The 15688-nt window shown below is 35.7% G+C and carries 9 protein-coding genes; 8 read left to right on the forward strand and 1 reads right to left on the reverse strand.

Translation table 11 applies throughout. The annotated features are described in order from the left end of the window. Positions 1-266 precede the first annotated feature (266 nt). On the forward strand, positions 267-1052 hold the full coding sequence (locus J2X17_RS10405; protein WP_310297350.1) for a bestrophin-like domain: 786 nt from the start codon (positions 267-269) through the stop codon (positions 1050-1052). A 9-nt stretch (positions 1053-1061) separates the two neighbouring features. On the opposite strand, the gene J2X17_RS10410 is transcribed toward J2X17_RS10405, so the two are convergent. Next, the gene (locus tag J2X17_RS10410) at positions 1062-3686 is read right to left on the reverse strand and encodes a glycoside hydrolase family 3 C-terminal domain-containing protein (RefSeq protein WP_310297352.1); all 2625 of its coding nucleotides are present in this window, start codon (positions 3684-3686) and stop codon (positions 1062-1064) included. Between the two features lie 257 nt (positions 3687-3943). Here J2X17_RS10410 and J2X17_RS10415 point away from each other — a divergent pair, with 257 nt between their 5' ends. The 7 genes from J2X17_RS10415 to J2X17_RS10445 all read left to right on the forward strand — a co-directional run bounded on the left by J2X17_RS10415 (position 3944) and on the right by J2X17_RS10445 (position 15674). After that, positions 3944-4993, forward strand: a complete 1050-nt coding sequence (locus J2X17_RS10415; protein ID WP_310297355.1) for a LacI family DNA-binding transcriptional regulator — start codon at positions 3944-3946, stop codon at positions 4991-4993. Between the two features lie 312 nt (positions 4994-5305). After that, the gene (locus J2X17_RS10420) at positions 5306-7468 is read left to right on the forward strand and encodes an alpha-glucuronidase family glycosyl hydrolase (RefSeq protein ID WP_310297357.1); all 2163 of its coding nucleotides are present in this window, start codon (positions 5306-5308) and stop codon (positions 7466-7468) included. An 18-nt stretch (positions 7469-7486) separates the two neighbouring features. Next, complete coding sequence (locus J2X17_RS10425; protein ID WP_310297360.1) at positions 7487-8224, forward strand: SDR family NAD(P)-dependent oxidoreductase; 738 nt, start codon at positions 7487-7489, stop codon at positions 8222-8224. 406 nt (positions 8225-8630) lie between these two features. Continuing rightward, a complete protein-coding gene (gene uxuA, locus J2X17_RS10430; protein ID WP_310297602.1) occupies positions 8631-9794 on the forward strand; it encodes a mannonate dehydratase in 1164 nt (387 codons plus the stop codon). A gap of 157 nt (positions 9795-9951) precedes the next feature. Continuing rightward, on the forward strand, positions 9952-12825 hold the full coding sequence (locus tag J2X17_RS10435; RefSeq protein ID WP_310297363.1) for a glycosyl hydrolase 115 family protein: 2874 nt from the start codon (positions 9952-9954) through the stop codon (positions 12823-12825). Positions 12826-12910: 85 nt separating this feature from the next. Next, positions 12911-14020, forward strand: a complete 1110-nt coding sequence (locus J2X17_RS10440; protein ID WP_310297366.1) for an endo-1,4-beta-xylanase — start codon at positions 12911-12913, stop codon at positions 14018-14020. A 220-nt stretch (positions 14021-14240) separates the two neighbouring features. Then, a complete protein-coding gene (locus J2X17_RS10445; RefSeq protein WP_310297369.1) occupies positions 14241-15674 on the forward strand; it encodes an MFS transporter in 1434 nt (477 codons plus the stop codon). The last annotated feature ends 14 nt before the right edge of the window (positions 15675-15688 follow it).

Below are 15688 nucleotides of genomic sequence, written 5' to 3' on the forward strand. Positions count from 1 at the left end.
TACGTTACTACTATTTACCAAAAGGTTAATGCAGGTCGAGGCGATAAAAAAATGATTTGGGGAAATCGTATTACATGTAAATCTACAATCAAATTTAGAAAAAAAATCTTATTATTTTTCCTTTTTCTTTGAGAATAATGTTTTATTTAATTTTAAATAGAAAGGAAAAAAACTAATTATAATATTTTGAAAGTCAATTGGTTTATGATTGTTGAATAAAGATTATATTTGGTTAGTCAGATTTATTATCTAAATACGAAAGAACAATGATAAATGTAAGTCTTTTTGAGATTTTAGGAATGTTTATGATTCCTTTCCTGAGTATTTTAATTCCTATTATTGCAGGTCAGTATTATGGTTTGTTTGTAAAGAATAAATCCGGAAAAATAAACGATTCTCCTGTAGGTTCAGTGGTTGGAGCGGCACTTGGGCTTTTGGCTTTTATGCTGGCGTTTACTTTTCAGATTGTAGACAATCGTTACAATAATAGAAAGGAACTTTTACTTGAAGAAGTGACTACTATCAGAACTGCCTACTTACAATCCGGATTGATACCGGAACCGTATCGTGCTTCTTCCCGAAACCTTTTAAAAGAATATACAGATTTACGTGTTAGCCTGTTTAAAGATCTGTCCGTCAAAAAAATAGAAAATCTAAAGGAAAAATCACAAAGTATTCTTGATTCACTTTGGAATTATTCTGAAGCTTTAGCAGCGCAAGATCGCAGTTCTGAGGCTTATTCACTTTACACAGGCTCAATAAACGAACTCGTTAGCACTTATAACAAACGCGTAACTTTCACATTTGAATACCGTATACCTGTCACAATTTTATGGGTACTTTTTATAATAACTTTATTTACAATGCTAATTCTTGGATACCAATTCGGAATTTCAGGTAAGAAGAATCATGTTTTGGCCGTTTTTATTTCCATTATTTTTTCGTCGGTAATGTTTCTGATTTTAGCTTTAGATCGTCCTGAAACAGGCATAATGCAATTAAATCAGGCTCCCATGGAAACGCTTTATAAGCAGCTGCATAGTAGAAAATAGCTTTGTTTTTTATTGAATTAAAAGACTTTTTGTCAAAATGTTACCACTTGATTTATTTGGTTCGTCAGGCTGATGACCGCCAATTGCGATTTTTACTTCGCCATTATATTGTAGAGAAACACCTTCATCGCTTACATGAGACAAATCTTCAGGAGAAAGGGTGAAAGTAATTATTTTGCTTTCGCCCGATTTAAGGCTGATTCTTTCAAATCCTTTCAAGGTTTTCAAAGGTGCTTTTATAGCCGTATTTTGATTGATGACATATAGTTGTGCTACTTCTTCACCAGCCAATTTTCCCGTATTTGTAATTCGGACAGAGATGGAAACATTTTTTCCTTTCGTAATGTTCGCTGGCATTTTTAACTGATCGTATTTGAAAGAAGTATAACTCAAACCATATCCAAAACCATACTGCGGCGTTCCTTTAAAATAACGGTACGTTCTGTTGTCCATTTTATAATTAACAAATTCCGGTAAATCTGAATCGCCTTTGTAAAAAGTAATCGGCAATCTTCCCCCCGGATTATAATCTCCAAAAAGAATATCCGCCACAGCAGTTCCCGCTGCTTGTCCGCCATACCATGCATTTACGATAGCCGGAACATTTTCAGCTTCCCACGGAATCGCAATTGCACTTCCGGTCATCATTACAAAAACAACTGGTTTTCCACTCGTTTTAAGTGCTTTCATCAAATCAGTCTGAATAGTCGGTAATAAAATAGAAGTACGATCTCCGCCTTTAAAACCCGGAAAATTAACCTTCATTTCTTCACCTTCCAATTGTGGAGAAATTCCACCCACAAAAACAAACGCATCAGCATCTTTTAAACGATTCACAAGCGCATTAAAATCAGTTCTTTTATAATTTCCGGTATTTAAGGCAACATTTCCTTTTCCTTCTCCCTGCCAATATTCAACAACCAGATTATAATCCGTATTTTTTGTGGTTTTTAATTGAAAAGTTTGTCCGCCCCAACGATTTTTCGTCCAGGCATTTAAAACTTCTTTTCCGTTTACAATGAAGCGATATCCATCATCAGCCGTAAGTTCAAAAGTCATCGTTCCATCTTCAGTAGCTGTAAAATTCGTGGTATATCGCGCAGAAAAATTATTGCCTTTGATGTTTTTAACCACCGCTTCGCCTTCCTGCCAAAAATGATTTAAATCTGTTTCGGTTTGAATGGCTTCCGGTGTCCCCGAAAGATTTTTGTTGTTATAATACTCCGCTTTGAAACCTTGTTTTCCGTCAAAATTATATTGTTTTTTGACATCAGAATAAACTAATAAAGTATCATTTGTAAAGTTGATGGCTTTCTCATAAACAACTTCGGTATTTGAACCTAATTTGTCTTTAATACCTTGAAGAACAGTTGTTAATTTGGATGGAGTTCCGTTGTAATTCCCTAAAATGGAAATCGAATTATCCGCGTTCGGACCCAAAACCGCTATCTTTTTAATTTTTTTGTTCAGAGGTAAAGTATTGTTTTGATTTTTAAGCAAAACGATAGATTGTCTTGCCATTTTCAAAGCATGTTCCTGATGCTCCGGACTTTCTAAAACAGAAGCCGGAGTTTGCGCATATTTTACCATTTCGACAGGATCAAACATTCCCAATCTAAAACGGATCATATAAAGACGTTTTACAGAAATATCAATTTGCTTTTCGGTGATTTTCCCATCTTTAACTGCTTGAACCAAAGCTTTGTAAGCGTCAGTGCCACAGTCAATATCTGTTCCGTGAAATACCGCATCCGCGGAAGCAGATTCAGCGTCCGGATGTGTTTTATGATTTTTGAAGAAATCGTCAATCGCCCAGCAATCTGAAGTTACATAACCCTCAAATTTCCATTGATTGCGCAAAATATCAGTCATTAAAAGATCGCTGGCACAACAAGGCTGCGTTCTAAAAGCATTGTACGCACACATTACGCCCGCAACTTTAGACTCGGTAACTAATTTTCTAAAAGCAGGTAAATACGTATCCCAAAGTTCATAAGGGGTTACATCAACATCAAAAGTGTGTCGCAAAGGTTCAGGACCGCTGTGAACCGCATAATGTTTTGCACAGGCCGCCGCTTTTAGATATTTTGGATCATCGCCCTGAAGTCCTTTAACAAAAAAATCTCCTAAAGTGGCAGTCAAAAATGGGTCTTCACCGTAGGTTTCCTGTCCGCGTCCCCAACGTGGATCTCGAAAAATATTGATGTTGGGTGTCCAGTATGTCAGACCAAGATAACGTTCGTTAGTTCGACCTGATTCCACCGCTTTATTGTAAATCGCCCGACCTTCCAAAGCCGAATAATCAGCCATTTTATAAAGGGAATTTTTATCGAAAGTGGCCGCCATTGCTATCGCCTGCGGATAAACAGTTGTTTTAAAAGGAGTTCTGGCAACGCCATGTAAAGTTTCATTCCACCAATCGTAAGCAGGAATTCCTAATCTCGGAATGGCGGGGGAAGAATTCAGCATCTGCGAAACTTTTTCTTCCAAAGTCAAATGACTTACCAAATCATTAACTCTTTCTTCAAAACTTAAATTAGAATTCTGAAAAACATATTTTTCTTTCGTCTGTGCGTTGCAATGAATCGAAAGAAATGAAATTATAATAGTTAGGGAAACAGTTATTTTTTTCATGAGATATGTTTTAAAAGATTAATACTATTTATTGCTAATTCAATTGATTGAAAAAATAATCGAAATTTATTTTGCAACCGATTGTGTAAAGAAAGAAAAATAATTTAATTTTATCGCAAAATTAGTGCATAAATTTACGGGGAAATTTTTGAAATAAAACCGTTAGAAAAACTTAAGTTCTAAATTTAAAATCATTTTTATGACTTCTGACAAAGTACGAAAAGATGTATTTACCAATTATCTAGTTTAAAATTTTTATGGAAGAGAGTAGAGACGTTACCATTTATGATATTGCAAAGCAAATGAATCTTGCGACGTCAACGATTTCCAGGGCTTTGAAAGATCATCCTACCATAAGCGATAAAACCATAAAAAAAGTAAAAAAAGTAGCAGAAGAAATGGGCTTTCGTCCTAATATTTTAGCTGCTGGCTTACGCGGAAATTCAACCAAAATTATCGGCGTCTTAGTTTCCCGAATAAACAGACCTTTCATTTCATCACTAATTAGCGGAATTGAAGAAGTGGCTCAAAAAGCAGGTTACAGCGTTATGATTACCCAAAGCCATGATTCTTATGAAGATGAGGTTGATTTATCAAAAGCACTTTATGATAGCCGTGTTTGTGGAATCATCTGTTCACTGGCGATGGATACACGTGATACATCTCATTTTCAGAAATTTATCGATAAAAATATCCCTTTGGTTTTTGTAGACAGGGTTCCGAAAGATTTTAACACTTATCGTGTGATGATCGATAATTATTCTGCTGGTTATAAAGCTACTAAACATTTAATTGAACAAGGTTGTACCCGAATTGCACATATTACAGGTTCGCAATACAGAAATACCTACAGCGAACGAAAAAGAGGTTATGTTGATGCTTTGTTAGAAGCGAATCTAACTGTTGATGAGCAGCTTATCGTCGAAACCTCTTTAAGTTATGAAGATGGCGAAGCAGCCAGCACAACCTTATTTGATTTGCCAAATCCGCCAGATGGAATTTTTGTTGTGAATGATACGGCTGCTGTTGGCGCTATTCAGGTAGCAAAAAAACGAGGATTGAAAATCCCTGAAGATGTTGCTATTATTGGCTTTAATGACGATCCAATTGCTTCTATTATTGATCCGGGATTAACTACTATTTCGCATCCGGCGGTGAAGATGGGGCAGACTTCTGCAAAGAAAATATTGAACCATTTAAAGTCTGTTAAAAAGAGTCCGGACAATCCAAAAAAAGACAATATCACGGAGGTTACTTTCTTAAATACAGAAGTTTTAGTTCGTGCATCTTCCAATAGAATTAAGTGATTCTACCGCTACTTTATTTTATTTCGCTTTAGCTTCTGAGAGAATATTAACCACAAATTACACAAATTTTAACAAATTAGAGGAGAGTGATTTACTGCGTCAACTCTCTATCGCTCGTTGGTAATTTTTGTGCAAATTTGTGCAATTTGTGGTTAATTAATACTATAGACTAAAAGTCCCTTGCTGTTATTTTTAACAAAACAATTTGTGTAGTGTGAAAAATTTTGCAGTAAAATTTTTTTCTTAAAACACAATACTATATTTTTACACAACCGATTGCAATTTTTAATCTAAACTTAAATAAAAAGCCTGATGCATTATCAAAAGAAACATTTATTTATAATTTCAATTATGCTGTTTTTGTTTTCATTTAAAACGATGGCGCAAAAAGATTATAAATTATGGCTTCAATACGATAAGAAAACAAATGCTGAATTGGTTTCAAAATACTTTAAGGATGTTCAGGGAATTGTTTCTTTAGGGAATACAGAAACTTCAAAAATTGCTTCAAATGAATTGCAGCTTGGATTGCAAAACATGTTAGGAAAGGATATTCAGGTTAATTCAAAAATTGAAGGAGATAAAAATATCATCATTGGTTCTAAAGCATTCTTAAGCCTAGAAATTCAAAAGGAAATTGGGAATTTTGAGGTAATAAATGACGAAGGTTTTATCATCAAATCGATTTCAATTAAAAATAAAAATTACATCGTCATTACAGCAAAAAAAGATGTCGGCGTTTTATACGGCGTTTATAATTTTCTGAGATTGATTCAAACTGACAAATCCATCAAAAACTTAAATATTGCTGATGCTCCAAAAACGAATATCAGAATATTAAATCACTGGGATAATTTAGACAGAACTGTCGAACGTGGTTACGCTGGTTTTTCGTTGTGGAACTGGCAAAAACTGCCTGGCTTTATCGATCAGCGCTATATCGATTATGCAAGAGCAAATGCTTCTGTCGGAATCAACGGAACGGTTTTGACGAATGTAAACGCAAATGCTTTAATCTTAACGCCACAATATTTAGAGAAAGTTGAAGCTCTGGCAAATGTATTTCGACCGTACGGAATCAAAGTGTATTTAACCGCAAGATTTTCGGCACCAATCGAAATTGGAGGTTTAAAAACTGCCGATCCAAAAGATGCTGACGTAGCCAATTGGTGGAAAAATAAAGCCGCAGAAATTTATAAAAGAATCCCGGATTTTGGTGGATTTTTAGTGAAAGCAAATTCAGAAGGACAACCTGGCCCTCAAAATTATGGACGAGATCACGTTGACGGAGCGAATATGCTTGCCGATGCCGTTGCGCCTTTTGGAGGTGTCATTATGTGGCGTGCTTTCGTGTATTCAGAACATGATGCCAACGATCGTGCGAAACAGGCTTACGCCGAATTTGTTCCGTATGACGGAAAATTTAAAGATAATGTAATCGTTCAGGTAAAAAATGGAGCGATCGATTTTCAGCCGCGTGAACCTTTTCATCCAATGTTCGGGGCGATGCCAAAAACACCTTTGATGATGGAGTTTCAAATTACTCAGGAATATTTAGGTTTTAGTACGCATTTGGTTTTTCTGCCGAAATTATTTCAGGAAGTTTTAGCATCAGATACTTATCAAAAAGGAAAAGGTACAACGGTTGCTAAAGTGATTGATGGTTCATTAACAAAAACAAAACTGACCGGAATTGCTGGGGTTTCAAACATCGGGAACGACTTAAACTGGACGGGTCATCCTTTTGCGCAGGCGAATTGGTACGGCTTTGGAAGACTGGCATGGAACCCCGAATTAGATTCGGAAGTCATTGCTGATGAATGGTTGAGATGTACTTTTTCAAACGAGGAAAATTTCATTAAACCAGTTAAAGACATGATGATTGAATCGCGTGAAGCCGTTGTAAATTATATGACACCGCTTGGTTTGCATCATATTATGGACACAGGACATCACTACGGTCCGGGTCCGTGGGTTTCAAACTTATCACGCCCGGAATGGAATCCTACCTATTATCATAAAGCAGATAAAAACGGAATCGGTTTCGACCGTTCTAAAACCGGAACAAACGCGACAAGTCAATATGCGCCGGAAGTCGAAAAGATTTTTGACAATTTAGAAACCTGTCCAGAGCAGGATTTATTGTGGTTTCATCATGTTTCCTGGGATTATAAATTAAAAAACGGACAAACACTTTGGAATGGCCTTGCGCTGAAATATCAGGAAGGTGTAAATCAGGTAAAAGACATGCAAAACACTTGGAATAAAACGGAAAAATATGTTGATGCTGACCGTTTTAAAGAAGTACAAATGTTATTAGAAATTCAGTATAAAGAAGCGAAATGGTGGCGGGATGCGTGTTTGTTATATTTTCAGCAATACTCAGGTAAAGATTTGCCGGCAGGCGTTGAAAAACCAACACAATCTCTGGAGTATTTTAAGTCATTGAAATTTCCTTTCGCACCAGGTAATTAATATTCAAATTAAAAAGAAATGAGCACTAAAACGGCAATTGTGACCGGAGGAAATTCTGGTTTGGGTTTTGCAACAGCAAAGAAATTATGTGATAACGGAATCAAAACCTATATAATTGGAAGAACAAAAGACAAAACGGAGGATGCCTGCAAGGAAATTGGTCCAAATGCAATTCCGGTTTTATATGATTTAAATGATGTGGACGGAATTTCGGCAATGATCGAAAATCTGACCAAAGAAAATCCGATTGACATTTTGGTAAACAACGCCGGAATCAATCTGAAAAAAGAGTTTTTAGACGTAACCAATGAAGATTTTTTATCGATCATTCATACCAATCTTTTAAGTGTTTTCGCAATAAGCAAAGCCGTTGTAAAAAACATGAAAGAGAATAATGGCGGAAGTATTATCAATATTAGTTCGATGGCGTCGCAATATGGTATTCCGAAAGTGATTGCTTATTCAGCCAGTAAAGGCGCGATTGAATCGATGACGAGAGCAATGGCGGTAGAATTGGCGCCGTTTGGAGTTCGTGTGAATTGCGTCGCTCCGGGATTTATCAAAACTAAAATGTCGGCGAAAGCTTTAGACAGTGACCCGGAAAGAAAAAATAAAGTATTGGGCAGAACGCCAATGGGAATTTTAGGAGAACCATCGGACATTGCTGATGCGGTATATTATTTTGCAACCAGCGAATCGAAATTTACAACCGGAACTATTTTGCCTGTTGATGGCGGGAATAGTATTGGTTTTTAAAAATATATTTAACACATAGAAACATAGATATTGTAAGCTTAAAAAAGGCGTTTCACTTGTTTAAAAAAACATAGCTATGTGTGAAAATCTAGATTTTTTAAAAATATCTTTTCTGAAAATTTAAAACCTATGTTTCTATGTGTTAAAAAAAATTATCGTCAAAGAAAATTAAACACATAGAAACATAGATATTTTAAGCGTAAAAAGGCGTTTCACTTATTTGAAAAAAACATAGGCTATGTGTAAAACTAGTCCGGCAAAGAAGTAACATATAGATTTATTTCATGATAGCTGGCTATGAGTTTTTTATTAAAATGAAATGCCTTTTTTCAACATACAGTTAAGCTATGTCTCTATGTGTTTAAAAATTAAATGTGCTTATAAATAAGTTATTATTATGATAAAAATGCAGCAAACCATGCGTTGGTTTGGCCCTCAGGATAACGTTACTTTAAGAGATATAAAACAAGCTGGAGCAACCGGAATTGTTACTGCTTTGCACCAAATTCCGGTTGGCGAAATCTGGACTGTCGAAGACATAAAAGAAAGACAGCAAATTATTGCAGAAGCTGGCTTAGAATGGTCAGTGGTAGAAAGTTTACCGGTTCACGAAGAAATAAAACGTGCGACCGGAAATTATTTGCAATACATTGAAAATTACAAAATCAGCTTAAAAAATTTGGCGGAATGTGGGATAAAAATCATCACGTATAATTTCATGCCGATTCTGGATTGGGTTCGTACAAATCATAATTTTATCAATGAAGATGGAAGTAAAGCGTTGCTATACAATCAACTGGCATTTACATATTTTGATGTGTTTTTATTGAAAAGGCCCAATTCTGAAAACGATTATTCGGAAGAAGAAAAAGCAAATGCATTGGAATTCGGAAACAAACTTTCGGAAGATGAGAAAGCACTGCTTTTTAAAAATGTATTGTTAGGATTGCCCGGAAGTAAAATCAATTTTACGGCAGAACAAATTCTGTCACTTTTAGATAATTACGCCGATATTGATAATAATAAACTAAGAGAAAACCTGATTTTCTTTTTGTCAGAAGTGGCTCCGGTTGCGGAAGAATTAGGTTCGAAATTGGCTATTCATCCAGATGATCCGCCGTTTTCGGTTATGGGTTTACCCCGAATTGTTTCGACCGAAAAAGATATCAAAGCGATTTTTGAAGCAGTTCCTTTAAATGCAAACGGACTTTGTTATTGCACGGGTTCGCTGGGAGCTGATCCCAAAAATAATCTGGCGAAAATCATTGACGATTACGGAGACAGAATTCACTTTTTACACCTGAGAAATACTTTCCGCGAAAGCGAAAACATTTTTAGGGAATCGGCGCATTTAGAAGGAGATACTAAAATGGAAGTTATTGTAGAAAAAATTCTTTTGTTGATGAATAAAAGAAAAGTGAGTTTGCCAATGCGTCCGGATCATGGTTTTTTACACGATGTTGATGAAAATACAGAAACCTATCCGGGTTATTCTTTAGTGGGAAGATTGAAAGGTCTTGCCGAATTAAGAGGTTTGGAAATTGGAATTGCTTATAAATTGAATTTGTAATCTAAGTATCCTAACAGGTTTCCAAAACCTGTTAGGTATTCTAAGTCTTTGTTGAGATGAAGAAAGCGTGCTAATCAAACCTAACAGGTTTTGGAAACCTGTTAGGATGCCAAAAGTTATTAAACAAGAGAAACGCATTATGAAATAATAAACCGCTATGAATCTGTATATTAAGTTTAAAACAGCATGTGTAATTGTATTCTTTTTTCTTTCCGGAATAAGCACAAAATCATTTGCAATAAATGGAGAGAAATATGTAGTTAATAAAGCTTCTGCTGAAAATTTCCCATTATCATCAAAGGGAAAAACAGCTTCAATTTTAGTCGATGCAACTGATTTTTCAGGAGTTTTGCGTGTTGCAGGACATTTAGAAAATGATCTTTTTAAAGTAACGAATGTTCATCCAAAACAAATTAAAACCATTTCTGAAGCGACTGATTATGTTGTGATTATTGGAACAATCGGAAAAAGCAAAATCATTGATAAATTAGTTCAGGAAGGAAAAATTGATACCAAAGAACTGCGGGGGAAATGGGAGAAATTCACTACTCAAATTGTTGATAATCCATCAAAAGGAATCAAAAAAGCGTTGGTCATTGCGGGTTCAGATAAAAGAGGAACGATTTACGGAATGTACGATTTGTCGAACCAAATTGGCGTTTCTCCGTGGTATTTTTGGGCAGATGTTCCGGTGAAAAAACAATCGGAATTACATGTTTTGTCCGGAATTCATTCGAATGGCGAACCAAAAGTAAAATACCGCGGAATTTTTATTAACGATGAAGCTCCGGCATTATCCGGCTGGGCATTTGATAATTATGGCGGATTTAATGCTAAATTCTATGACAAGGTTTTTGAATTGATTCTAAGAATGAAAGGCAATTATTTGTGGCCTTCGATGTGGGGAAGAATGTTTTATGTGGATGATCCTCAAAACGCTGTTTTAGCCGATGAATACGGAATTGTAATGGGAACTTCGCATCACGAACCGCTAACAAGAGCGCATGCTGAATGGGCTAAATTCGGAAAAGGAAAATGGGATTTCAGCACGAATTCGGAGAATCTGATTTCGTTTTGGAAAGAAGGAATGAAAAGAATGGGCAATACAGAAACCATTGTAACGGTTGGAATGCGTGGCGATGGTGACGAACCTATGACGCAGGGAACTGCAATTGATCTTCTGGAAAACATCGTAAAAACACAGAGAGAAATTATTAAAGAAGCCACTAAAAAGCCCATTGAAGAAACGCCTCAAATGTGGGCACTTTACAAAGAAGTTCAGGATTATTACGACAAAGGAATGCGTGTTCCCGACGATATTACGCTTTTATTGTGCGATGATAATTGGGGAAATATCAGGAAATTACCGGAGTTAAATGCAAAACCAAGAAAAGGCGGTTACGGGATTTATTATCATTTTGATTACGTGGGCGGACCCCGAAATTACAAATGGATTAATACCAACCAAATCGAACGAACCTGGGAACAAATGGATTTAGCATACCAGCATGGAGTCGATAAAATTTGGATTGTTAACGTGGGCGATATCAAACCAATGGAATTTCCAACGGAGTTTTTTCTGGACTTGGCATGGAATCCTGAGAAATGGAACGCCGGAAATTTAAATGGATATTATGTGCAATGGGCAAAGGAGAATTTTGGAGAACAAAATACCGAAGAGATTGCGCAAATCATAAAATTATACACCAAATATAATTCGAGACGAAAACCGGAATTGCTAAATGAAAAAACATATAGCATTACGAATTATGACGATGCTGAAAGTGTTATTTCGGATTATAAAAAACTGGTCGAAAAAGCGAATTCGATTAATGAAAAACTAAAACCGGAATACAAAGATGCTTTTTATCAGTTGGTTTTATTTCCGGTTTTGGCAAGTGCCAATTTGAATGAATTGTATGTTGCAACGGCTAAAAATCAGTTGTACGCAAGTCAGGGAAGAGCGTCTGCAAATAGGTACGCTGATGAGGTAAAAAAGTTATTTGAGAAAGATAGTTTACTGACGAATTATTATCATACCAAAATGGCAAATGGTAAGTGGAATCACATGATGTCGCAAACACATATTGGTTATAAATCGTGGCAGGAGCCGAAAAACAATATAATTCCGCAGACAAAAAAAATTGTAGTGCCAAATCAATCGGAAGCTGGAATTGCAATTGAAGGTTCAGAAAATTGGTGGCCAAATAGTAAAACAGAAATCGTTTTGCCGACTTTTATTTCCACTGAAAATAAGTCCTATTTTGTAGATATTTTCAACAGGGGAAATCTGCCTTTTGATTTCAAAATAACTTCTAAAGAAAATTGGATTACCTTTTCAAAATCAAAAGGAAAAATCAATCCCGAAGAAAGGATTTTAGTCAATATTGATTGGAAAAAAGCGCCGAAAGGTGATGCAAAAGGACAATTTACAATTACAGCAAATAATCAAAATTTTAATGTAATTGTAAATACTAAAAGCATTGATTTAAGCAACGTAAAAGGTTTTGTAGAGCACAATGGTTTTGTGTCAATTGAAGCTCAAAATTATTCCAGAACAATTAATTCAGATGTTAAATGGACAACGATTCCGAATATAGGTAAAACAGAATCTGGAGTCACTTTAAAACCCTCGAATATTCAGCCAATTACAATTTCTGAGAAATCACCAAGATTGGAATATGACGTTCATTTCTTCAGCAAAGGCAATGTAAAAGTCCGTGCTTATTTTTCACCAACAATCAATTTTAAAATGGGCGATGGATTACAATATGGAATTGCTTTTGACAATGAAAAACCTCAAATCATCAATTTTAATGGAAATGATTCGGACAAAACATGGAATAAGGCTGTGGCCGATAATATTAAAATAATAACCTCTTCGCATACTATTGAAAAAGCGGGGAATCATACTTTAAAGTTTTACGGAATTGATCCTGCATTAGTGCTTCAAAAAATTGTGATAGAAACGGAGTCAGGAAAAATTTTGGAGTCTTATTTAGGACCGCCGGAAAGTTTTAAAAAGAAGTAATTACAGAAGAAACCTAACAGGTTTTTAAAACCTGTTAGGTTTTCAATATGTTCAAAATAAACTATCAACCAAAAAAGCAATAAAAATGAAATTAATTAAACCCTGTTTACTCGCAATAACCACATTGCTGTTTGTAAATTGTACGGCACAAAAAAAAGAGAGTTCCTTGAAGGACGCTTTTAAGAAAGATTTTTTAATCGGGACAGCTTTAAGTGCGAATCAAATTGAAGTGAAAGATGCAAAAGAAGATGCGCTGATTCGCAAGGAATTCAATGCCATTACCGCAGAGAATATTATGAAATCGATGTTTATCCATCCGCAAAAAGACAAATATGATTTTACAATGTCTGATAAATTTGTAGCATACGGAGAGAACAATAAAATGTTCGTTCACGGTCATACTTTAATCTGGCACAGCCAATTAGCTCCCTGGATGTCTGAAATCAAGGACAGCACGGAAATGAAAGCTTTTATGAAAGATCATATCACGACGATTGTTTCAAAATACAAGGGAAGAATTGGTTCATGGGATGTTGTAAATGAAGCTTTAAACGAAGACGGAACGTTGAGAAAGTCGGTTTTTTTGAATACGCTTGGCGCGCAATACCTTACCGATGCTTTCAAATTAGCGGCAGCTGCAGATCCAAAAGTTGATTTATATTACAACGATTATAACAATGAAGAACCTGCGAAAAGGCAGGGAACAATCAACTTGATCAAAAATGTGAGAGCAGGAGGAGGAAAGGTTGACGGTGTTGGTATTCAGGCACATTGGCGATTGGAAAGTCCGTCGATTAAAGAAATTGAAGAAAGTATTTTGGCGTATTCGGCTTTAGGTTTGAAAGTCGCATTTACAGAATTGGACATCACAGTTTTGCCAAATCCGTGGGATTTAAAAGGGGCAGATGTCAATCAGAATTTTGAAGGAAGTGCCAAAATGAATCCATATCCGGAAAAACTTCCAGACGCTATCCAGGCTAAATTAGCACAGCGTTATGCCGATATTTTTGCGTTATTTTTGAAACACAAAGATAAAATCAGTCGCGTGACTTTCTGGGGTGTTCATGACGGGCAATCGTGGTTAAATGACTGGCCGATAAAAGGGCGTACCAATTATCCGTTATTATTTGATAAGGAACTTCAGCCTAAAGAAGCTTTCGAAAGTGTGATGCAATTAAAAAATCCAAAGAAATAAAAGCCTTCAAAAAATAATTTTAAGGATTAGTGCAACAGGTTGTTTGTGAAAAAATACTGTAATTAAGTAAAGTAAATTTGCATGGTATGTTTTTTTTGCTAATTTTACACAACCGATTGCTTAAGTAAAAGCCTTTTGAAAACGGTACACGAGCTAACTAAATAATCAAATTTAAATCAACTTTGATTATAAAATTAACCAAAATAACCACAAACAAATAATGAATTTTAATTCTCAAAAACTATCCATAAAAGAAAAAATTGGATACAGCTTAGGCGACCTGGCGGCAAATTTGGTCTTTCAGACACTGATTACGTACCTCGCTTATTTCTATACAGATATTTACGGATTATCGCCTCAGGATTCTTCAATAATTATGTTGGTTGTTGGTTTGATTGCAGCTTTTGTTTTTAATCCGATCATTGGCGTTTTGGCAGACAGGACAAGTACCAAATGGGGAAAATTCAGACCTTGGATTTTATGGACAGCAGTACCATTGGGCGTTATTGCTTTGTTAGCTTTTACAACACCTAATTTCTCCTACCACGGAAAAGTCATCTACGCAGTCGTAACCTATACTTTTTTGCTATTGTTTTATGCGAGTAATAATTTGCCGTATTCTGCTTTAAGCGGCGTAATTACGGGTGATATGGGCGAACGCAACAGTTTGTCATCGTACCGGTTTGTTGCCGTAATGTTTGCACAGTTTTTTGTTCAGGTTTTTATGCTTGGTATCATCAAAAGTGCCGGAAATGGCGATAAAGCAATTGGTATTGAAAAAGTAATGACAGCTTTGGCCATCTTCGGAACCATTATGTTGTTGATTACATTTTTTACAACCAAAGAACGTATTGTTCCAAAACCGGAGCAAAAATCGAGTGTTAAGGAAGATTTAACCGATTTGTTTAAAAACAAACCGTGGTTAATCATGCTAACATTGACAACTTTAGTATTTGTTACTTTGGCAATGAAAGGAAGCGCTTATGTGTATTATTTTGAAAATTATGTAGACAAGCAGCAACTGGCAATTTTTATTCAGCCAATATTAGACGGTTTAGCGAGTATCGGACTGAATCAGTTTGGAGATGATCCTATTGCGGCCGGATTTGGTTTGTTTAATGCTGGCGGCATTATTTTCATGATTGTTGGGATCACTTTATCAAAAAGATTGGCAGATAAATATGGAAAAAGAAATGTTTTTGGATTCTTTTTGTTTCTGTCAACATTATTCATTTTGGCCTTTTATCTGTTTCCTGCCAAATCAATTAACCTGATTTTTTTCTCCCAAATTTTACATGGATTTTTCTACGGAATTACCATTCCAATCCTTTGGGCGATGATTGCCGATGTGGCTGATTATTCAGAATGGCTGAATAACCGTCGTGCGACTGCGATTATATTTTCGGCTATGATGGTTGGTTTAAAAGCAGGTTTGAGTATTGGTGGAGCTTTAACAACTTCATTATTAGGGCACTTTGATTACGTTGCCAATTCACCTGTACAATCGGATGTCGCGATTAACGGAATCAAATTATTGGTGAGCATTTTTCCTGCGATACCTTTTCTTCTCGGTGTTGGATTACTGTTTTTCTATAAAATCAATAAGAAAATGGAAGTTCAGATTGAAGCCGATTTGAAAGAAAGAAGAGTTTAATTATTTTAAAAAAA

The organism is Flavobacterium aquidurense (assembly GCF_031458035.1).
Lineage (GTDB): Bacteria > Bacteroidota > Bacteroidia > Flavobacteriales > Flavobacteriaceae > Flavobacterium > Flavobacterium aquidurense_C.